The organism is Aequoribacter fuscus, assembly GCF_009910365.1.
Lineage (GTDB): Bacteria > Pseudomonadota > Gammaproteobacteria > Pseudomonadales > Halieaceae > Aequoribacter > Aequoribacter fuscus.
The window spans coordinates 664,537-686,313 of sequence record NZ_CP036423.1 but is presented as its reverse complement, the minus strand read 5'-3'; the positions used below and the strand labels follow the sequence as shown (position 1 = coordinate 686,313).

Below are 21,777 nucleotides of genomic sequence, written 5' to 3'. Positions count from 1 at the left end.
ACAAAATACGCACAATGGCTAACTTGGATCACGAGCGAAGTGACTGGTCGAATGAACAAAGCGTTATGCGCTAAGAGCTAGTACATCCGACGCAAAATGATCTCAGGAAAAATGCAATTACTTTGCAGATACGGCAGGAGCCAAGCGCCAAACAATCCCAGCCACATCGTCCGCCACCACAATCGCACCATCGCCCAGCGCCTGAACCCCCACCGGGCGACCCCTTGCTTGGCCTTTTTCATTTAAGAAGCCATCGAGCAAGGTGACTGGCAGAGCATCCTTTGGCCGACCGGTATCAAATTGAACGGCGATGACTTTGTAGCCCACAAACTGACTGCGATTCCAAGATCCTCTCTGCCCAATGATCGCCGCGTGCCGTAGGCTTGGGTGCGGATAGTCGTAAAAGTCTAAGCCCAGCGACGCAGTATGTGCCCCAAGCGCGTAATCAGGGTCTCTTGGTCTTGTATTATTATCGATTCCCTGTGCCAGAACTCGCTCATCTTTGTTCCCGCCCATGTACCACACAGGCCAGCCATAAAATTCGTCCTCGATGACTTCTGTCAGATAATCGGGTACCAGCTGGTCGCCAAGCTCATCGCGCTCATTAACCACAGTCCATAACCCGCCTGTTTCAGGGTGCAATGCCATACCCACTGGGTTGCGCAATCCACTGGCGTAGACACTCAGCTCGCCGCTTTCAACATCGTATTGCAGAATGGCGGCTCGCATTTCCTCGTGTTCCATGCCATTCTCAGCGATATTGCTGTTGCTGCCCACACCAATCCAAAGTCGACGCCCTGTCGAGTCAAACAGCAGCGATTTAGTCCAGTGATGATTGTACGGAAGAGCCGGTAGATCGGTTAAATGCTCGGCAGGACCGGCGATGCTGTCCTCACCCAACGGATACTTAAATCGAAGCAAAGCATCGGTATTGGCCACGTACAGATAGCCGTCGCGATACGCCATACCAAAAGGCGAGTGCAGATTCTCCACTAAATGAACATTCAGGTCTGCGACACCATCGTGATCGGTGTCTCTTAACAGTCGGATTCGATCCGCGCTGCCTCTGTTTGATCCACCGTAGCGCATCATTAATTTGGCAGCCAAGCCTTTAAGTCCCGAGAAGCCACCGCTGTCCCGCGGCGTATCGGTTTCCGCGACCAGCAAATCACCATTGGGAAGTTCGAGCAACCAGCGCGGATGCGTCAGACCCTCGGCAAAGCGATTTACTGTCCAGCCCGCTGCCGGCGTGGGTGCCTCGCCCGCTTTAAAACCTATTGCTCGAGCAATTCGCGCCGTCGGCAACACGGATGGTTCAGGCTCAGCTAAATCGGGGCTTTTCCCGAACTCTTTTGAATAGATAAGCGCATGATTGGGCGTCTGAGCGCAAGCGCCGAGACAAACCAGTGCAACAGCCAAATAAAAGCGCATGCAGGTATCCTGTTCTGTGTGTACCCTTGGTACGTGACAAGACAGCGCCTGGTCTACTCAAGTCTCACAATTCAGTAGAGCATGCTAAGACAAAATCCAGTGGTACCTACGAAATAAGGAATGCTTATGCCGCTTTCAAAACTCAGCCGATCCATTCGCAATCAGGTCGCTTTAGTCACTGGTGCCGCTAGCGGCATCGGACGTGCAACCTCGCACTTGCTAGCTGATGAAGGCGCCCAAGTGGCCGTGACCGACATCACACAAGAAGGCGTTGATCGAGTCGTTCAAGAAATCACCGATGCCGGCGGTAAGGCTAAGGGTTGGGTTCTGGATATTGCGAATGCGGCCCAAATTATCAATGTCACCAAGGAGGTAATCGCTCACTATGGCGGCATAGATATCCTAATCAACAATGCGGGTATTTCGCTGTTTACCAAAATCGACAGCGACGACTACGAGGACCTGTGGGACCGCTCGCTCGATGTCATGCTGAAAGGCCAGGTGCGCCTAGTTCGCGCGGCCTTGCCGGCGTTGCGACAATCTAAACACCCCCGCATTGTAAACCTAGCCTCTACCGAGGGGCTTGGCGCTACGCCCTATGGCAGCACTTACACCAGTGCCAAGCACGGCGTGATCGGCTTAACTCGGGCACTCGCAGTAGAGCTTGGGCCCGAGGGCATTACCGTCAATTGCGTGTGTCCGGGCCCTACCCTAACGGGCATGACCCAAGCCATTCCAGATACCGACAAAGTTGTGTTTGCCAAACGCCGAACCGCGCTTAAACGCTACGCTCAACCTGAGGAAATTGCACACGCCATCGTGAACCTTACGCTACCCGCGTCGAGCTACATGACCGGTGTGGCACTCGCGGTCGATGGTGGGCTGACCATACGCAACGCCTAGCGCTTTGCCTCTAAAAGCCGTGAGCAATCCAACAATTAGTCGTTCTGACACCTATTTTTTCATGAAATCTTGAGGTTAGAGCGCTCGCCATGGTTGACAAATTTTTGTAATGCGGAATGATACGCCCCTCATTTGGACTCGGTAGGTTAGTACTCATGCGTTGGCAAATGCGCTCGAAAATTCACAAGGCAACGGTCACCCAAGCCGACTTGGATTACGTGGGCAGTATCACGATTGATGCAAACCTGTTAGATGCCGTAGGTCTGTGGCCAGGCGAGAAAGTGCTGGTGGTCAGCAATACATCGGGTGCGCGTTTAGAAACCTACACGATTGAAGGCGAGCGTGGTAAGGGCGATATCTGTGTCAATGGCGCCGCCGCACATCTGATCGGTCCAGGCGAGGACATCATTATTATTGGCTTTGAGTTGAGCGCCGAGAGAGTGCACCCCAAAGTCATTTTGCCCTCACCCGATAACCGCGAATTCCGCTACATTGTTGAAGAGCCAAAAACGGTCGCTGAGACCTTTTAAACCTTGGGGTCGACTACTTTCCCGGCCCCACCTACTTCCCGCTCTAGTTCACCCAAATCGGCGACGACCAGGCGCGCTCCTGCAATATCGCGGGCAGCTCCGGATTGGGCTTAATACCCGCTCTTGCAGCATCCCACGAGCTCCATCGGCAGGTTGGGTTCTCAAGCACGCGAACAAAATATGCTGAAGATTGTGAAGCATTGAATTCAGGGTCTTGCCACAGCGCCTTTAACTCTGCCTGCCCAGTGCCGGCCTGAACATCGCAAGAACGTAAATCGACGCTTGCACCGTTATAGGGGCAGCGATAATTCGCATCAGGCTGAGCATCGCCAGAACAGGCCACATCGAAGACGCGCTCTTGGTGTTCGCCCTGAGCATCGCGCCACACTTTGATCACCTGTGCGCGCTGTAAAGGCGCCGATAAGGGATCCTGTACTGCCCACACCATCATCGATGGCGCTTGTGATTGCTCGCTCAAACGCCCCCCCATGGGTACACCTTCTGCGTAAGCGGTCTCAAGCGAATCAACGCTCGTTAGCAGATCGTCCTGATAGTCACCCGCGAAGAAACGTACTTGCATCCTGGGACCAGAAGTCCCAAAGGTCTCGCGACGCTTCATAGCTGCAAAGATCGCCTCACGCGTGTTCGATTCAGCCCAAACACCAGCCAGCCCACTGGCAGAATACGAGGCAGCCGACCGACCGATTAATAGACCTTCATCGCCCGATGTATCGGCGTCTTCCCATTCCGTCCCCTCTGGACCATTGGGAACCGAATTGCGTAACTTGGGGTCGCGCCCTTCAGATGGAAACTTACCCCAGTAGGTGGATTCGACGTAGGTTCCCGCCGCTAAGTGCGTGTCGCTGGCGCCAATAAAACCAAATTCGAAGGGATTAGCGCCCTGCTCTTGCTGCAGCTGAATACCTTTGCTGAGCGAAGGCCGCGCGTAACTGCCTTCGGCGTCTTTATTTAGCATATTCGAGCCAATCAAATAGGGGTAATGCTCGAATTCCGCCCATTCGTCGTTAGGCGAAAATGCGGGACGCGTATCCGAGGTGCCCTTAATTTGAGTAATTTCCATAATGGGTTCGTTGCGAACGCGCTGTTCCATCAGCTCTTTAGATAGAGGCTCGCCATTTTCATCGGTGGCCGAAAACATTAAACCATTCGAGGCATTCGAATTATGAGGAATGGCTAACGAGTCATTCCCTACAGCACGCTGTTGCTCCATCCAATCCCAAAGCTCGGCGGGGTCTCCCGACATTAGAGTCGTAAAAATATCGTCGGGGGATGTATTCTCGAAGATCACATTACGGTGCAAATTGGCCGCACCCGTTTGCGCAACATCCACCACTCGCATGGCCGTGAATTCATAAGCTGCAAAAGTGGTGAACTCGCCCGGTCGATAATATTGGTCTGCTATATCAGCGGTTTTGCGCCAGTTACCCGCAATAAAGCTGCGGTCGTAAATATCCTCAAGTGGAGATTGCGTCACAAACGACAAACCGATTTTCGAGAAAGTAGCATCCGATTCGGTGGCATTTTCGCCGAAAGCAGCTTGAGCCGTTGCGGTCTTTGATATTGGGCTATTGGGGTCAGCCATAGCTGGCACCACACCCAAGTATTCTCCGTGGTCAGTAACCGCATAAAAATCTAAGGGCGGACCAGCAAGTTGAATCATCCCGCCAGCATCTTGCGGGATAGCCTCGCCTTGAGCGTAGCGGTAGGCGTCTTCGGGTGTACGGCGCACACCAAACACAAAGGCATCAAATGACTGCGAGGTGTGTACGTGTAAATCACCGAACAAAGCTGTTTTGGTGGGGGTTACTTGTACTTCCGAACCTGAGTCTTGAGATGTATTGCTTGCTGATACCGATTCAGTCGCACCTTGAGGATCAGAGTTTTGACATCCCGCTAGGGTTAGTGTCGCTGCAAAAACGGACCAAGTTAGAAAACTGCGCTTACTCATGATTTATCCTTTTATTTTTTAGCGCCTCAGAATAGCGACAAAAACAGCTCGCCACAACGAAAAAGGGCGCCTAATTTGGCGCCCCTATCAGACATTCAACTTGAGCTAATCGTACTTGCGCCCTCGGTTAGCCCCAATACGCATACGCAGCGCATTCAGCTTAATAAAGCCCTCTGCGTCTTTCTGGTTATAGGCGCCCGCATCGTCTTCAAAGGTCGCGATATGCGCATCGAACAGGCTGTCATCAGACTGACGGCCCGCCACAATAGCGTTACCCTTGTAGAGTTTGACGCGCACTTTACCGTTTACGAAGGTCTGTGATTCGTCGATAGCCTTTTGCAGCATAATGCGCTCGGGCGACCACCAGTAGCCGTTATAAACTAACTTGGCATAGCGCGGCATTAACTCGTCTTTCAAGTGCGCTGCCTCACGGTCAAGCGTCAGTGACTCGATAGCGCGGTGGGCTTTCAACATAATTGTGCCCCCCGGAGTCTCGTAACAACCACGTGACTTCATACCCACGTAGCGGTTTTCGACCAAATCCGCGCGGCCAATTCCGTTGGCACCACCCAGTTTGTTCAGGGTTTCTAATACGGTAGCTGGGCTCATTTCTACGCCATCAATGGCGACAATATCACCCTTGCGATAAGTCAACTCGATGTAAGTAGGCTCATCGGGTGCCGCCTCGGGGCTAACCGACCAGCGCCACATATCTTCCTCTGCCTCGACCCAAGGGTCTTCCAACTGGCCGCCCTCATACGAAATGTGCAGCAGGTTAGCGTCCATTGAGTAGGGTGACTTCTTCTTTTTATTCGAAAAGTCGACTGGAATATTACGTTCTTCGCAATAGGCCATTAAAGCCTCACGCGAGTTCAAGTCCCACTCACGCCAGGGTGCAATCACTTGTATGCCGGGCTTTAGTGCATAAGCACCTAGTTCAAAACGGACTTGATCATTACCTTTACCGGTAGCGCCATGAGAAATCGCATCGGCATTGGTCTCGTTCGCAATTTCGACCAAACGCTTAGCAATTAGAGGGCGAGCGATAGAGGTACCCAACAAGTACTCGCCTTCGTACACGGTGTTAGCGCGAAACATGGGGAATACAAAGTCGCGCACGAATTCTTCGCGCAGGTCTTCGATGTAGATTTCTTTCACACCCAAGGCTTCTGCTTTGGCGCGCGCGGGCTCCACTTCTTCACCCTGGCCGATATCGGCAGTAAATGTGACCACCTCGCAGTTATAAGTGTCTTGCAACCACCGCACAATCACCGACGTATCCAAGCCACCCGAGTAGGCCAATACCACTTTGTTAATGTCGCTCATGACAATTTCCGTAAACCTAGAATTTAAGGGTGCGTAGTTTACTCTTGCCGCAAATCAATTCCCAGTCTTGGTTTCGAAAAGCGCCTATTTCAGGTAGCATCACGACTTAGATCAAGGAGTCTACCTGTGCAATCCTTAACGCTTATTCGACCCGACGATTGGCACGTGCACCTGCGCGATGGATCGTCACTTCCCCGTACCGTTGGAGACATGGCACAAGTCATGGGCCGTGCTATCGTCATGCCGAACCTGACACCACCCATTACTACCGTAGGTGCCGCAGAGGCCTACCGCGAGCGCATTCTTGCCGCCATGCCCAGCGCCCGACAATTTGACCCGTTAATGGTGTTGTATTTAACCGATCAAACACGCCCCGAAGATATTCATGAGGCTAAAGCATCACCCTTTGTTTATGGTGCTAAGCTATATCCCGCCGGAGCCACCACCAATTCAGACGCCGGCGTCGGCGATTTGAGCGGCCTTTATCCTGTTCTGGCGGTTATGGAAGAAGTTGGCTTACCTCTGCTCGTCCATGGTGAAGTTACCGAATCTGAGGTCGACATCTTCGATCGCGAAGCGGTTTTCATCGAACAACACATGGTGCCCATCACTGAACGTTTCCCGACTTTGAGAATCGTGTTCGAGCACATCACCACGGCTCAAGCTGCGCAGTTTGTAGCTGAGTCTCCCGCTCATGTCGGCGCTACGATTACCGCACACCATTTACTGCTTAACCGCAACGATTTACTGGTAGGAGGTGTTCGCCCACACCACTACTGCCTGCCCATACTTAAACGGCGGACGCACCAAGAAGCGCTCATCAACGCCGCAACTTCCGGCGATCCCAGTTTCTTTTTGGGCACAGACTCAGCACCTCACTTACAGGGGGCCAAAGAGGCCGCCTGCGGTTGCGCCGGGGTATACACGGCACACGCCTCGATCGAACTTTACGCTGAAGCCTTCGAACAAGCTGGCGCGTTGGATAAACTCGAGAACTTCGCTTCTGTATTCGGCCCAAGGTTTTATGGCCTTGAAGCTAATAGCGATACAATCACGCTGATTAAACAACCTCAAAGCGTACCCGCGAGCCTTGCTATGGCCGACAGTCAACTAATACCCATGCGCGCCGGTGGCGAAATTGCTTGGAGCGTACTTAAGGATCCCCAGTGAGCGCCGACGAAGAGCTTTGCGAAATCAAGCAGCGCTTTCGGGGCTTCTTGCCAGTAATCATTGATGTCGAAACCGGAGGCTTTAACGCCCAAACCGATGCATTGTTGGAAGTTGCCGCCACCATCGTGCGTATGGAGCCTGACGGCGAACTCTATGTTCACGAGACAGTGCACCACAATGTCGTGCCCTTTGAGGGCGCCAACCTCGAAGCCTCCGCTCTTGAATTTACGGGGATTGACCCATACCACCCCTTTCGCGAGGCGCTATCAGAAGCCGATGCTCTAGAAAGCATTTTTAAAGCCATCCGCAAAGAAATCAAAAGCACTAACTGCACGCGCGCCGTCTTGGTGGGGCACAACGCTCATTTCGACGCAGGGTTTATTAACGCCGCCGTTGAGCGCACGGGTTTAAAACGCAACCCCTTTCACCCATTCTCGTACTTTGACACCGCCACTTTGGCAGGTCTCGCGTTCGGACAAACCGTATTAGCAAAAGCCTGTTTACAAGCGGGCATCGAGTTTGATAACAAAGCGGCGCACTCAGCGGCCTACGATGCCGACCGCACCGCTCATTTGTTTTGCAATATTGTGAATATCTGGCGACAATGCGGTGGCTTTGACGCCAATCTTTAAGGCTTATTCGCCCGACAATTGCGTCAGTTCTTGATCTAAGGTCGTCATCAGACGTTCTAAAGAATCCGGCGCAAGTAACGACAGCTTTAAAGATTCATCCAGGGGTAACAACTGCAGCAAGTGGTAACCCACCTGCCACGCATCGCGATAGTCAACGTTCAACTGCAAACGCTCTACGTGGGGATGTGTCTCGAGTGATTCTAGAACTTCGGCTAATCCCTCCCAGGTATCAAGTAACGGGGAAGGCGTAAGCTCCGACTCAAACTCTGCATCACACAATACCAAGCCATCTTCTGCGACACGCAGGTTCGAGGCGGTAAAGGTATTCTGACCCTGCAAAGTAATGCCCAGTAAACCATTCGGTAACTGATCCCAGTCCACAATTTGCGCTACCGTGCCGCGCTCTGCAACGATGGGTGGAACACGCCTGCCATCTTTCATGACCTCGCTGCCCTTCACTAACTGAATCACACCAAAGGTCGACCCTTCGCGCATGCATTGCTTAACCAGTTTTAGATACCGCTGCTCGAAGATCTGCAAGGGCATCTTGCCATAAGGGAGCAAGGTTGTAGGCAAAGGGAAGAGGGGGTAGTCAGACTGCATGCTTACACCTTTGTTGGATCAGACTCTTCGTTAAGCCAAGTTAAAATGTGCATGGCTTCTTCTTTACTCGAACCACAAAACTCGGGCTCGGCTTTAAAATCATTACACCATTTGGGCCGCCTTGGATCACCGAACAAAGCACAACGGTCGTCATTCATTAAATGCACGCAGCGCTCGCCCGCTGCTTTGCCATTGGGCATACCATAATAGGGTTGCTGAATATGTGGCACCCAACAGCAGGCGGCACAACGTTCACGACACTGCATGGTTGTTTTCAGGGCCCAGGGGCTTAAGCAATACAATCAGTCGCGGTAACAGCAATAACGCGCCCAATACCGCCGCGACCATGGCAGCTACAGTTAAAGCACCAAAATAAATGCTGGGTTTAAAATTGGACAACACCAACATCGAGAACCCAATCACAACCGTCAGGGTCGTGTAATACATGGCTCGCCCAATGCTCAAATGACAACGATGCATGGCCGCAGTGTAGTCGCCATCCACTTCAAATTCATGCATAAAGCGATGTACATAGTGTATGCAGTCGTCCACACCAATCCCCACCACAATTGCCGCAATGGTGATCGTCATAATATCTAGAGGAATACCAGCCAGGCCCATAACACCCAATACCAAACCCGCCGCCAACACGTTAGGGGCCAGAGCTAGCAAAGCTAAACTTAATGAGCGGAACAACAGATAAAACATCACTAGAATTACGCCGAAAACAGCGCCTAAGGTCATAATCTGGGACGCAAAAAGACTTTGCAGCACGTTGTTGTACAGCACCAACATGCCAGACATGGTAATGCGCTCTTCCTCAATACCCAGTTCAGTGACCAAATCGTGCTTAACTTGCTTTAAAAAAGCGTCGCGACGAAGGGTTTTGCTCGTTTCTTTAACGCGCAAACTTACCCGAGCCTCATTGCGCTCGGCATCGAAGTAAGGCGTTTGCAGCAAATCAGCGATATCGGCCGGCATACTGCGCTGAACCAGGGCTAATTCAACACTCCCCAAAGGACCGTTCAGTAATACTTCAACTGTACTGAACAAGGTATCCAACGACATAACCTTGCCGACTTCGGTGCGGTTCTGCAAATAATCTTGCACCGCAGCAATTTCTTGTCGGCCTTGCAAGCTAAACCAATAACTGGGGGTAAACCCAGGCTCTTGGGCTCGAGTAGTCTCGGATGAGTCACCAAATATATCGTCTTCAGCAAAAGGATCATCATCGGCAAACACGTCATCTTGCGAGGCGAACAGATCTTCGTCAGCAGCAAAGGGATCATCCTGTGCCGACTCAGCAAAGGGGTCGTCCTCCAAAAACGGATCATCTGCAGCAAAATCGCTTACTTCCGTTTCTGTATCACCATCAAGGCCCAACTCACCGAACAAATCGACTTCCTCTGGAGCAGCGATGGTGATATCCAAACCGATGGTGCCACCAAGCTCGGCATCCAACAGCTCCATACCCTGGTAAATTTCGGTCGACTGTTTAAAGTAATCAATAAAGCGGTTTTCCACCTTAAGCTGACTAACACCAAGGGCAACGGCCATCACTAGAACAGCTGTGACAGTAAGTATAGTGCCACCGCGTTCGTCCACCCAGCGAGCGAAGTGCCGAGTAAAAGGTTGCTCATCCGCATGATGGACCAAGGGTTTTCCCGAAGGCCACACTCGCATCATGGCGGGAACAATAGTGAACGCAAAGATCAAAGCTAACACGATACCCAAAGACATCATTGAGCCAAAATCGATCACCGGCTGAATGCGCGATACCAGCAACGACAAGAACGCGACAATCGTCGTAAGACCAGTGTAGACACAAGGTACGGCCATGGCCGCCATAGCTGCTTCAATGCGATCAGCATCTAGCATGTTCGGGTTGTGCTGATGCATTTCGCGATAGCGCACCACCAAATGAATGGCGATCGACAATGAAATAATCAGCAACACGGCGACGAAGTTAGAAGATATCACCGTCATGCGCCAGTCTATAGCCGCCAAAATCCCCAGAACTACCGCCACGGTAACGATACAGGTCACGACCGGTATCGCAACCCAGCGCGCACGTTGGAACACGATGGCCAGCACCAACATCATGACGCCGACAATAGCGGCACCGAATACGACCAAATCGCTGCGTACGAAGGCCACCATATCCGAGGCGATCATGGGCACACCACCCACAAAAATATTCGCATGCTGGCGATAACGATCCGCAATCAAGCGAACCGATGCAACCAGTTCGCTGCGTTGCGCCATCGCTTGTGCCGAAGCTGCCTTCACCGCTAATTCCGCTTCTTTGAGTTGCGCCAGCTCGACTTCGCTTAAGCTTCGCTCGACTTGCACAGCACGCAAATCTTCGCGAATTTTCAGAGCTTGATCGTAGGCAGTAAAAGGCTCTAAATTGACTTGTACCGCGCTTAAGGTGCCATCTTTACTGGCTAACAGCTCGGAATAGATCACGCTATTTTTCAGCTCTTCAATCGCCAAAGCCCGATCAGTGGAGGGGTCAGAAAGCGTGGGCAATGGGTCGTCACCCAGCACATCACTCAGGCTCTTTCTGGGGCTTTCGACCAAGGGGACATCAAGAGCCGTCACTACCGATAAAACACCGGGTAGGGCCCGCAGCTCGTCCGCCATCGCAGCCAATGGCACAAGACTCTCATCGCTCAGCAGCTCGCCCTCGGGCTGCCAGGTCAACAGCAAAAATTCGGCCGCACCGTAACGCTCCGAGACGTCCCTAAAGTCTGCCAACGAAGGGTCCCCCTGCAGCAGCAAAGAATCGGCGGAAGCATCCAAGGTGGTTTTGGGTATGACAGAAATCGCCCAAGCCGTAAGTACTGCAATTACGGCCAACACCATCCAAGGCTTGTCGATCACCCAGCGCCGATAAGCTGTTCTCTTTTTGGTATTTACACCTTCACTCATAGGTATCCTTTAGCGCTTGTACTAGCTTGTCTTTAAAACCCTGAAAATCGCCATTGCTCATACATACGACCACGTCAGTGGGCGCAAGTTCGGGTACCAGTTTGGCCACCAGTTGGTCGACATCGTCAAAGACCTGTCCGCCGACCAAATCGCTGGTTAAATCAAACCCCATATTTTTAGCGCGCAACCAGTAGCATTGGTCGGCCGGCCGGGTGGCATCGGCCAGTGCATTTGCGTGCACACCCATACGCATGGTGTTGGATCTAGGTTCAATAATTAACACCAGTCGCGAATTGTGATGCGAAGCTTTTAAACCTTCCAAGGTCAACCGAATGGCCGTCGGGTGGTGCGCAAAATCATCGATCACTTGAATACCACCCACCTCAGCAATGAGCTCCTGCCGCCGTTTGGTGTTTTTAAAAGTGGCTAAGGCGGCAATGGAATGCTCGGGACTCACTCCAACATGACGAGCGGCAATAATAGCAGCTAGCGCGTTACTGAGGTTGTAATCGCCACTGAGTGGTGTACTGCCTTCCCACTCGTTATTACCCTGCGTGATCCTGAAGTCGCCGCGACCCTGATTACGCCACTGATACTGCCACTGCGCCGAAGCGTCTGCGCCAAAAGTTTCTGATTGCGCCCAAAGGCCGCGCGCGAGCACGTCATCAATCGCCGCCACGCCGACTGGGTAGATCACCTGACCTAAGCTGGGCACCACCCTGAGTAAATGATGAAACTGTCGTTGAATATCTTCAAGCGAATCAAAGATATCAGCGTGGTCAAATTCAAGGTTGTTCAAAATCAAGGTGCGCGGGTGGTAGTGTAAAAACTTCGAGCGCTTATCAAAGAATGCCGTATCGTACTCATCGGCCTCAATGACAAAGAACGGGTCTTGCCCAAGGCGCGCCGAGACGCCGAAATTAGCGGTTACTCCGCCGATTAAAAAACCGGGCTGCAAACCGGCCTCTTCAAGCATCCAGGCCAACAGGCTCGAGGTGGTAGTTTTACCGTGTGTGCCCGAAACCGCCAAAACCCAGCGATCTCTAAGCAAATTTTCGCCCAACCACTGCGGCCCCGACGTGTAGGGAATATTGCTGTTTAACAAAGCTTCAACAACGGGGACGCCGCGACTCATGGCGTTACCGACAATCACCAGGTCGGGCTTAAGATCGAGAATGGTTTCGTCATACCCCTCGTGAAGTTCTATCCCTGAAGCCTCGAGTTGAGTACTCATGGGGGGATAAACGTTGGCGTCGCTGCCCGACACCCGATAGCCCATTTGGCGCGCGATAAGCGCCAGACCGCCCATAAAAGTCCCGCAGATACCCAAAATGTGGATGTGTTTGCTCACGCCTAACTCCCGCTTGAAGGACGGCAGTTTATCACGGTAACAAGACTCGCCGCAGAGACATTGTAAAAAAGTCGACTCCGCCCAATTGTGCGGTTCATCGCACCGACAAACACGGTATCATACGCGCCATCAAAACAAGGGGATTCTCAATGCTCAAAAATGCTTTCTACGCGCAATCTGGCGGCGTGACAGCGGTCATCAATGCATCAGCCTGCGGCGTCATCGAAACTGCACGCGCCCACAGCGACAAAATTGGCACGGTCTTCGCGGGCAAAAACGGCATTATCGGCGCGTTAAAAGAAGAGCTTATCGACACCTCGCTCGAGTCCTCCGAGACCATTGCAGCGCTTAAGCACACTCCAGGCGGTGCCTTCGGCTCATGTCGCTATAAACTCAAGAGCCTGCAAGACAATCGTGCCGAATACGAACGCTTAATCGAGGTCTTTAAAGCTCACAACATCGGCTACTTTTTTTACAACGGCGGCGGCGACTCAGCCGATACCTGCTTAAAAGTATCGGAATTGAGTCAAAGCATGGGCTACCCGATTCACGCCGTGCACATCCCCAAAACTGTCGATAACGATCTACCTATCACCGACAACTGCCCTGGATTTGGTTCGGTCGCCAAATACATAGCCATTGCAACCATGGAAGCCTCGCTGGATATCGTCTCGATGTGCGCTTCGTCGACCAAAATTTTTATTCTGGAGACCATGGGGCGACACGCGGGCTGGATTGCCGCAGCCGGAGGCTTAGCCGGCAAGACAAGCGAGGAACCACCGCACATTATTTTGTTCCCTGAGGTGGCCTTCAACGAAGAGGCATTTTTAGACAAAGTGGACACCAGCGTAAAGCAGTGCGGCTACTGCGTGATTGTCGCTTCCGAAGGCGCGCGTTACGCCAACGGTGACTTTCTGGCGGATTCGGGTGCCACCGACGTTTTTGGCCACAAGCAGCTAGGTGGCTTAGCCCCAACACTTGCCGAGCTCATTAAATCAAAACTTGGCTATAAACATCATTGGGCGGTGGCGGATTACCTGCAGCGTTCGGCACGCCACATCGCATCGGCTGTTGATGTCGAGCAAGCGTATGCCGTGGGTAAAGCCGCGGTAGAATTTGCCTTAGCCGGCAAAAATTCGGTCATGCCCGCGATTACACGCCTACCTGGCCCCGAGTATGCATGGCACATTACGGAAGCGCCGCTAAACCAAGTCGCCAATGTCGAAAAATTCATGCCTCGAGAATTTATTTCGGACGATGGCTTTGGTATTACTCAAGCCGCGCGCGACTATCTAGAGCCTCTAATCGCAGGCGAGAGTTATCCGCCGTATCGAAATGGCTTACCCAGTTATACACGCATCGTAGGGCAGCTCGTCGCGCCCAAGACCCAACGCAGCTTTGATGTGAATTAACCACAGATACGGGCCGTGCTAAAACACGGTCTTTTTGCTACACTTCGCGCGCGAAAACTAGCCCGTGATTCAACAAGGACCCAAGAGATGAGCTTAAGTCTAATCCCACCAGGAAAAAATATCCCTGATGATGTCAACGTTATCATCGAAATTCCCGCGCACAGCGACCCAGTAAAATACGAAGTCGATCATGACAGCGGTGCAATCATGGTTGATCGCTTTATGTCAGCCGCCATGTTCTACCCTTGCAATTATGGCTACATCCCCAACACGCTAGCGGATGACGGTGACCCACTAGACGTATTGGTACAGACCCCTCATGCCGTTGTACCAGGTAGCGTCATTCGCTGTCGCCCCGTGGGCATTCTGCAAATGAGCGACGAAGCCGGCCACGACGCGAAACTGATCGCTGTCCCAGTAGACAAGCTCACACCCGTCTACAAAGATGTCAAAGAAGTGACCGATTTACCGCCGCTTTTGATCAACCAGATCAAACACTTTTTTGAGCACTACAAAGATTTAGAATCGGGTAAGTGGGTAAAAGTTGATGGCTGGGGTACAGCGCAAGACGCTCGCGATGCCATTCTCAAAGCAGTTGCAAAGTTCGACGAAGAAGAACGTCACTAGGCCTAGCTTGTCAGCCCCGATCGATAATGGTCGGGGCACCACCCCTTCGGCACTGCCACAAACCGCTCAAAGATCTTTTCAAGATGACGATCAATTACATTGAGCTCATCAAGCACATCGCCCAACTCAGCTAACACATCGCGCCACAAATTTGGCACCAGCGCGTTTTCATATACGGTAGCTAAAGGCGCATAACTTAAGTGCCAAGGTTCGGGGGAAACGCCTCCTCGGTCGACGCCATATGGTCTGAAAAAACCGCAGCTTTTATCTTTTGCCATACGCTCATCCAGCCAAACGTGCAGATCAGCAAAAAGAGTCTGCGACTCGCTAACGGTAAGCTGCAAATCGCCACGTAAAGACGAGCGATCAAACACATCGAGATCGGTACCCCAGTGATGCCGTGAAGTGCCGGGTAGTGCCGAAAAACGTAAGATGGCTTGGAGCCATTCAGCGTCGCTGTATTGGTCACGATCTAATACGCAATCGTTATCGTCCAATACAGCGCGCTCACCGCGAAGCTTACCGTTAAAAATAAGGGCTTGTCGCTCGAACGAGCGATAGCTGCTGGCCACAGCCAAATCCAATCCTGATTGAGCGGCGTCAGCAATTAAACCGTCGAGCGCATTTAGAGCGTCGAGCTGAAGTTGCACCCCGTTGCGCGCAATCATATGCTCTTGCGACAGGCCAAAAATCAGAGCCGTCTCGGCGGAAAACGAATTTAACCCACTGTTTTTCACAAATTCTGGCCTATTCGCCGCAAAAACCTCATCAAATACTAGCTCATTTGGCATTTATCTGGTAGTTTCAGCGCCCGCTCAGACGGGGGCTTCGTGGTACCGGTCCCAGTCCTGGCGAAACGACAGTTTTTAATTGAACTATGTGGACTCTGAACATGGCTCCAAGTAACGACACAAACTTTAAAAACTTCACTCCGTACGTGCCCAAAAAAGGCGAAGAGTACATGAGTGACGAGCAACGCGCCCACTTCAAGGCGATGCTGCAGAACTGGCGTTCTGAATTGATGCAGGAAGTCGACCGCACGGTATCACACATGAAAGATGAAGCGGCCAATTTCCCCGATCCCGCGGATCGTGCAACGCAAGAAGAGGAATTCAGCCTGGAACTGCGGACTCGGGACCGCGAGCGCAAATTGATTCGCAAGATCGATCAGACCATTGAGCGAATCGAGCAGGACGATTACGGTTTTTGCGATGCCTGTGGCGTTGAGATCGGTATTAAGCGTCTCGAAGCCCGACCCACGGCAGAGTTGTGCATTGACTGCAAAACGCTGGCCGAAATCAAAGAGAAGCAAGAGCGAGGCTAAACGCCCGTGACGAAAACGACCCCACCTGTAGCTCGCTACCGGGGTCGGTTTGCGCCCTCACCCACAGGCCCACTTCATCTGGGGTCGCTGACTACTGCGCTAGCGAGTTATTTGGATGCCTTGCACCACCAAGGTGACTGGCTTTTACGTCTGGAAGATATCGACCCACCCAGAGAAGTCGAGGGTGCGGCCCTGGGCATACTGGACTGCCTTGCAGCGCACGGCTTGGAAAGTAGCCACACCACGGTCTGGCAACACAACAACTGGGATCGATACCGCGCCGTCTGTCGCGAGCTACTGAACACCGGCCACGCTTTTTATTGTCAATGCCCCCGACGCCAACAAGACTCATTAGGCCGCTGCATCAGTGACTGCAAACGGCGCGACCTCGCAGCACAAGGGAATAATCTGCGCGTGACGCTCCCGACGACCAATTTAGATTTTGTCGATCGAATTAACGGCGCAATCACTGCACCCAAACGCACCTTTGACAATGCCATTATCTGGCGTCGCGACGATTTGCCGGCGTACCTGCTCGCGGTAGTGGTCGATGACATCCACGCCAATATCACAGATATAGTTCGAGGCGACGACCTGCTGCACGAAACGCATCGACAAGTCGCGCTATACCACCTGCTGGATCAAACGGTGCCAAGCTATGCGCATATCCCTGTTGTCCTAACCAATGAGGGCAAGAAACTCAGCAAGCAAACTGGCGCTGAGGGTCTCGATAACACCCTAGCACTCTCGAATTTGCAGCGAGCAATGGAGCACCTGAGATTGGATACAAGCTCGTGTAAGACGCCAAGTTGTCCTGCAGCGCTACTTGAATGCGCCCTGCAAAACTGGCACCTTCCGCCGCCTCGGTTACAATAGGGCCAAAGTGTCATAAACTTAAACTTTTGCGGACTTAATGCATGCAAGGTACCCGGGGCCTTTTCTTAATTTTTGGCCTGCTGTTTCTATTTTTCCCATCGCTATCGAACTGGCTATTCGAAGCCGATGCAGCTTGGTATCGCCCTCACGTATTTGCGGCGGCACTCGTCATTGTGAGTTATCTGCTGCAACTTGAAAGGTCTTCTGATGAGCTTTAGTTTGGGCCAGGCGCTGGTCGCAATTATTGGCTATTTGACCTTGTTGTTTGGGGTCGCTCATGCTGCCGAAAAAGGTTGGATTTCAAAACGTATCACCGAACACCCCGCTGTCTATATCTTGTCGCTGGGGGTATTTGCTGGGGCTATGGCGACCAATGGCGCGGTAGAGCTAGCGCACTGGGAGGGCTATGGTGCTCTCACGTATTTTTTGGGCGCGACCCTCGCCTTTATGGCAAGCGCCTTAATTTTATTTCCGGTTCTGCGCTTGTGCCGTATTTATCAGCTGAGTTCACTCGCGGATTTACTCACCTTTCGATTCCGAAGCGAGTTTGTCGGTGCCGGCATTACCATCGCCATGTGTTTGGCCTTACTGCCTTTTTTCGCGCTTCAAATTCAAGCCGTCGCCGACAGTATTCATATTATTGCCTCGGGCGCCCCCGACGTTACCCTCGAGTCCGAGCGACACGACGGATTGGCTTTTTTGTTCTGCTTGATCGTCATTATTTTCGCCATTCTATTTGGCACTCGTAATCCCCTATCAAAAGTCAGAAACACAGGCTTAGTGACAGCGATAGCCTTCGAATCCATTATGAAGTTGCTGGCCTTCTCGCTCGCCGGCGTTCTTATCGTTTGGCAAGTTTTTGGCGACTTTGGCGCTTTTGACGCTTGGTTCGCGGCCAACCGAGAAATATTGATACCCTCCATTCGAGCAGATACCGATGCCTCTACCCGCACCGCGCTGATGCTGTTCTTCGCGAGCACCGTGTGCATGCCACATATTTTTCATATGATCTTTGCGGAAAATCCAAAGGTAGAGGAATTGCGCACTGCATCGTGGGCCTTGCCTCTGTTTTTGTTGGCGCTAAGCCTTCCGGTGCTACCGATTGCCTGGGCTAGCTTGGCAACAAATCAGCCTTTGGCACCCGAGTACGCCGCGCTGGGAATAGGCATTCAATCGCAATCTCCCGCGATTCTTATGCTGTCTTTTGTTGCAACCTTGTCCGCTGCCAGCGCCACCTTAATTGTGTCGACCTTGGCCCTGTCAAATATGTGTCTCAAGCACCTTGTGCTGCCTTTAAGTATTATCCCCATGGACACCGAACATGGCATTTACCGGCAGTTGATCTGGATTCGACGCCTTTTAATCGCCCTGCTGATACTCGCAGGCTTTGCCTCATTTTTAGTGATTTCCCACCGTGAGACCCTCGCGCAGCTGGGGCTCATCGCTTTTGTGGGTACCGCACAATTTTTACCGGGCGTAATCGCCTCTCTCTACTGGCCTAGCGCCAATCGGATTGGCTTGCTTGGTGGATTAAGCGCCGGATTATTTATCTGGGGCTTACTACTGCTTGCGCCTCTGATTTTAGGACAGTCCGTTGTCGATCCCGATTGGTTTGAATCAACAGGCTTAGATACAACTATCACTACCACCGTGTCCTTGGCGGTGAATATTTTGATTTTTCTGTCATTATCCATGATTTTGCCCACCACCCGCGAAGAGAAAATCGCAGCCGAAATTTGCTCGATGGACGACCTAAACCGTCCCGCCAGGCAGTCTTTAAATTTACGAAGCGCCCAAGAATTTATCGTGAACCTAGCCGCAGGGTTGGGGGAAGACACGGCCCGAGCAGAAGTTAATCGCGCTATGCGAGAGCTGCAACTCGAACAAGACGAGTCGCGACCGTATGCGCTGCGGCGATTGCGTGCCCGCCTTGAAGCTAATCTATCAGGCTTACTTGGCCCCTCGGTGGCCCACTCTATGGTCAGCCGCTACTTGCCCTACTCCGCCGCCGCTGATGATGGTAGCGAAGACATCAACCTGATCGAGTTACAGTTAGATCGCGCTCAGCTTCAATTTACTGGTCTGGCCGCTGATCTTAACAACCTGAGACACCACTACCGAGAAACACTGAACACCCTGCCAATTGGGGTGTGCTCCTTAGGCAGCGACGGCGAGATACTCATGTGGAACGAGAGCATGGAGTTTATCACCCGCATCCCAGCAGACGATGTATTAGGCTCTTTAATCACCGAAGTGAGTGAGCCATGGGGACGAATTCTGACCCAGTTCAGTGCCCAGGACACCGACCAGGTCGTGCGCCAAAAAGTGCAAATGCCCAACAAGCAATCGCGCTGGGTAAGTTTACACAAATCACCGATATTGGATAACGCCCTGACCGCTCGCGACCGCGTAATAGTAGTAGAGGACATTACCGAGTACGTGCAACTAGAACACGAACTCATGCACAACGAACGTCTCGCCTCGATCGGGCGCTTAGCCGCTGGGGTCGCACACGAAGTAGGCAACCCAGTAACAGGTATCGCCTGCTTAGCCCAAAACTTGGCGTATGCTGAATCGAAAGCCGAAATTGACGAGACGGCCAGCGATATCTTGAAACAAACTCAGCGAATCAGTCGAATTGTCGAATCACTTGTGCGCTTCTCGCACGCAGGTGATGTGAGCAGTGACAACCGTTTGGCACCTTGTAATGTCGCAGATTGTGCTGACGAAGCCGCCAATCTGCTCCTACTTGACCCCGGTACGAAGCACGTATCGTTTATTAACGAATGTGATCGCGAGATCTTGGTCATTGCGGATCCGCAAAAACTGTTACAAATTTTTATTAATTTATATTCCAACGCGCGTGACGCCTGCGACATCGATGGCAAAATTACCACAAGCGCTCGAATCAAAAAGAATGGCCGCGTAGAAATTATGGTCGAGGATGACGGCGTGGGCATTCCCGAGCATGAGATAGAGCGAATTTTCGAACCCTTCTTTACAACCAAAGACCCCGGTGCAGGTACCGGGCTTGGTTTGGCACTGGTGTTCACCATGATGGAAGAAATGGAGGGAGAAGTTGATGTCCGCTCAACATGCTCTCCTGAAGAGTCCTCTGGCACACGTTTTTTACTTACTTTGAACGAAGGGCGTTATAATGACGCTTGAGGTATTCGTCAGCGGTATTACAATCAAGGATTCAACGCATTTACTGAGGCAGGTTTATGACTAAATTACTGATCGTCGAAGATGAATCAGTTATCCGTTCAGCGCTTAAGCGATTGTTAGAGCGCAACGATTACGACGTCAGTGAAGCAGGCTCGGTGCAAGAGGCCGAAACCAGCTTCGACCTGCAAAGCTTTGACCTTATCATTAGCGATCTACGCCTACCGGGCGCGGCAGGCACAACGCTGATCAAAAAAGCCGGCGCTGTACCTGTGCTTATCATGACCAGTTACGCCAGCCTGAAATCCGCAGTGGATTCAATGCGCATGGGCGCGGTTGACTATATCGCCAAGCCCTTTGACCACGGCGATATGATCAACGCGGTTGAACGCATCCTAAAAGACAATGCTGAGGCAAACACCAAGCACAAAAAAAGCCCTCAACAGTTGGGGCAGACGACGACGCGTATGGACGGCTTTATTGGCGATTGCGAAGCGATGCAAAATTTGTGCGACGATATCGCTAAGATGGCTCCGACCACCTCAACCGTGCTCATTCTGGGGGAAACCGGTACCGGCAAGGAAATGGTGGCCCGCAGCATACACGAACAAAGCCATCGTGCCGCCCAACCCATGATTTCTGTTAACTGCGCAGCGATTCCCGAGACCCTGATCGAATCCGAACTTTTCGGCTATGACAAGGGCGCTTTCACGGGCGCAAATGCAAATCGCGTTGGACTCATCGAAGCCGCCGATGGCGGAACACTATTTCTGGACGAGATTGGCGAGCTCCCCATGGAAGCACAAGCGCGCCTATTACGTTTTATTCAAGAAGGCGAAATCCGACGGATTGGCGCTGTTCAGTCACGCAAAGTTGATGTACGCCTCATCTGTGCGACTCACCGAAACCTAGAGCGCCTATCCCGCGAGGGCAAGTTCCGCCAGGATTTGTTCTACCGTATTAACGTCTTGCGTGTCATGCTGCCGCCCTTGCGTGATCGTGGCAAAGATATTCTGCATTTGGCCGAACATATGCTGCAGCACTACTGTGAAAAGCTGGGCAAACCCATAAAATCATTATCACCTAAAGCCATTCAGGCCATCACGACCTATCAGTGGCCCGGTAACGTGCGCGAGCTAGAACATGCTATCGAGCGCTCCGTCGTGCTGGCAGAGGGTGAAGAAATCGACAACGATTTGCTAGGCATTGACTTAGAGCTTGTCAATGTCAGCCGCTTGCGCAGCAGTTCAACATCCTCTGGGTCGAGTAACAAAACGTCGATACGAGCTATCGCACAAGATCCACCGGAAGACTTATCACTTGAGGATTACTTTCAGCGCTTTGTACTTGAGCACCAAGACACGATGAGCGAGACCGAGCTCGCGCAAAAACTCGGTGTAAGCCGTAAATGCTTATGGGAACGTCGTCAGCGTTTTGGTATACCTCGAGCAAAAGCGAGTAGTGATAAGCGTGTTAGTTCGCAAAAGGACTAGGGTAAATTACACCCACCTTAAGGAAACGTTA

19 protein-coding genes are annotated in these 21,777 nt (G+C 52.1%); 11 read left to right on the top strand and 8 right to left on the bottom strand.

Annotated features, from left to right (window positions below):
- Positions 1-117: 117 nt before the first annotated feature.
- Positions 118-1,431 carry a PQQ-dependent sugar dehydrogenase gene (locus tag EYZ66_RS03130; protein WP_160195589.1) on the bottom strand — a complete coding sequence of 438 codons (1,314 nt, stop codon included), beginning with the start codon at positions 1,429-1,431 and terminating at the stop codon, positions 118-120.
- Positions 1,432-1,557: 126 nt separating this feature from the next.
- On the opposite strand from EYZ66_RS03130, the gene EYZ66_RS03125 reads away from it, so the two are divergent.
- Both EYZ66_RS03125 and panD read left to right on the top strand, forming a co-directional pair.
- The gene (locus tag EYZ66_RS03125; RefSeq protein ID WP_009576176.1) at positions 1,558-2,334 is read left to right on the top strand and encodes an SDR family NAD(P)-dependent oxidoreductase; all 777 of its coding nucleotides are present in this window, start codon (positions 1,558-1,560) and stop codon (positions 2,332-2,334) included.
- Positions 2,335-2,489: 155 nt separating this feature from the next.
- Positions 2,490-2,864 carry an aspartate 1-decarboxylase gene (gene panD / locus EYZ66_RS03120; protein ID WP_009576177.1) on the top strand — a complete coding sequence of 125 codons (375 nt, stop codon included), beginning with the start codon at positions 2,490-2,492 and terminating at the stop codon, positions 2,862-2,864.
- Between the two features lie 43 nt (positions 2,865-2,907).
- On the opposite strand, the gene EYZ66_RS03115 is transcribed toward panD, so the two are convergent.
- A complete protein-coding gene (locus tag EYZ66_RS03115) occupies positions 2,908-4,833 on the bottom strand; it encodes a DUF3604 domain-containing protein (RefSeq protein ID WP_009576178.1) in 1,926 nt (641 codons plus the stop codon).
- Between the two features lie 105 nt (positions 4,834-4,938).
- Positions 4,939-6,159 carry an argininosuccinate synthase gene (locus EYZ66_RS03110; RefSeq protein ID WP_009576179.1) on the bottom strand — a complete coding sequence of 407 codons (1,221 nt, stop codon included), beginning with the start codon at positions 6,157-6,159 and terminating at the stop codon, positions 4,939-4,941.
- Between the two features lie 126 nt (positions 6,160-6,285).
- Between EYZ66_RS03110 and pyrC the strand changes: the two genes are divergently transcribed.
- Both pyrC and rnt read left to right on the top strand, forming a co-directional pair.
- A complete protein-coding gene (gene pyrC / locus EYZ66_RS03105) occupies positions 6,286-7,329 on the top strand; it encodes a dihydroorotase (RefSeq protein WP_009576180.1) in 1,044 nt (347 codons plus the stop codon).
- Positions 7,326-7,961: a ribonuclease T gene (gene rnt / locus EYZ66_RS03100; protein WP_009576181.1), complete on the top strand. Its 636-nt coding sequence runs from the start codon at positions 7,326-7,328 to the stop codon at positions 7,959-7,961. Before pyrC ends, rnt begins: the two co-directional genes overlap by 4 nt.
- A gap of 3 nt (positions 7,962-7,964) precedes the next feature.
- On the opposite strand, the gene EYZ66_RS03095 is transcribed toward rnt, so the two are convergent.
- From EYZ66_RS03095 to mpl, 4 genes are read right to left on the bottom strand one after another with little or no spacing between them, the layout of a single operon-like run.
- A complete protein-coding gene (locus EYZ66_RS03095; protein WP_009576182.1) occupies positions 7,965-8,564 on the bottom strand; it encodes an LON peptidase substrate-binding domain-containing protein in 600 nt (199 codons plus the stop codon).
- 2 nt (positions 8,565-8,566) lie between these two features.
- A complete protein-coding gene (locus EYZ66_RS03090; RefSeq protein WP_040816824.1) occupies positions 8,567-8,830 on the bottom strand; it encodes a hypothetical protein in 264 nt (87 codons plus the stop codon).
- Complete coding sequence (locus EYZ66_RS03085) at positions 8,817-11,498, bottom strand: efflux RND transporter permease subunit (protein ID WP_009576184.1); 2,682 nt, start codon at positions 11,496-11,498, stop codon at positions 8,817-8,819. The genes EYZ66_RS03090 and EYZ66_RS03085 overlap by 14 nt, the downstream gene beginning before the upstream one ends.
- Positions 11,491-12,849 carry a UDP-N-acetylmuramate:L-alanyl-gamma-D-glutamyl-meso-diaminopimelate ligase gene (gene mpl / locus EYZ66_RS03080; RefSeq protein ID WP_009576185.1) on the bottom strand — a complete coding sequence of 453 codons (1,359 nt, stop codon included), beginning with the start codon at positions 12,847-12,849 and terminating at the stop codon, positions 11,491-11,493. The genes EYZ66_RS03085 and mpl overlap by 8 nt, the downstream gene beginning before the upstream one ends.
- Before the next feature lie 149 nt (positions 12,850-12,998).
- Here mpl and EYZ66_RS03075 point away from each other — a divergent pair, with 149 nt between their 5' ends.
- Entirely contained in the window at positions 12,999-14,261 is a 1,263-nt protein-coding gene (locus EYZ66_RS03075) for a 6-phosphofructokinase (protein ID WP_009576186.1), read from the top strand.
- An 87-nt stretch (positions 14,262-14,348) separates the two neighbouring features.
- Positions 14,349-14,888, top strand: a complete 540-nt coding sequence (ppa, locus tag EYZ66_RS03070) for an inorganic diphosphatase (protein ID WP_009576187.1) — start codon at positions 14,349-14,351, stop codon at positions 14,886-14,888.
- 2 nt (positions 14,889-14,890) lie between these two features.
- Here ppa and EYZ66_RS03065 read toward each other — a convergent pair whose 3' ends face one another.
- On the bottom strand, positions 14,891-15,679 hold the full coding sequence (locus EYZ66_RS03065; protein WP_009576188.1) for a M15 family metallopeptidase: 789 nt from the start codon (positions 15,677-15,679) through the stop codon (positions 14,891-14,893).
- A gap of 101 nt (positions 15,680-15,780) precedes the next feature.
- On the opposite strand from EYZ66_RS03065, the gene dksA reads away from it, so the two are divergent.
- The 5 genes from dksA to EYZ66_RS03040 are packed head-to-tail and all read left to right on the top strand — an operon-like array spanning position 15,781 to position 21,746.
- Positions 15,781-16,212 (top strand): RNA polymerase-binding protein DksA, encoded by a 432-nt coding sequence (gene dksA, locus EYZ66_RS03060; RefSeq protein ID WP_009576189.1) that lies wholly within the window; start codon positions 15,781-15,783, stop codon positions 16,210-16,212.
- A gap of 6 nt (positions 16,213-16,218) precedes the next feature.
- Entirely contained in the window at positions 16,219-17,088 is an 870-nt protein-coding gene (gluQRS, locus tag EYZ66_RS03055; protein WP_009576190.1) for a tRNA glutamyl-Q(34) synthetase GluQRS, read from the top strand.
- Positions 17,089-17,129: 41 nt separating this feature from the next.
- A complete protein-coding gene (locus tag EYZ66_RS03050; protein ID WP_009576191.1) occupies positions 17,130-17,306 on the top strand; it encodes a hypothetical protein in 177 nt (58 codons plus the stop codon).
- On the top strand, positions 17,296-20,256 hold the full coding sequence (locus EYZ66_RS03045) for an ATP-binding protein (protein WP_009576192.1): 2,961 nt from the start codon (positions 17,296-17,298) through the stop codon (positions 20,254-20,256). Before EYZ66_RS03050 ends, EYZ66_RS03045 begins: the two co-directional genes overlap by 11 nt.
- A gap of 56 nt (positions 20,257-20,312) precedes the next feature.
- Positions 20,313-21,746: a sigma-54-dependent transcriptional regulator gene (locus EYZ66_RS03040; protein WP_009576193.1), complete on the top strand. Its 1,434-nt coding sequence runs from the start codon at positions 20,313-20,315 to the stop codon at positions 21,744-21,746.
- Positions 21,747-21,777: the final 31 nt, after the last annotated feature.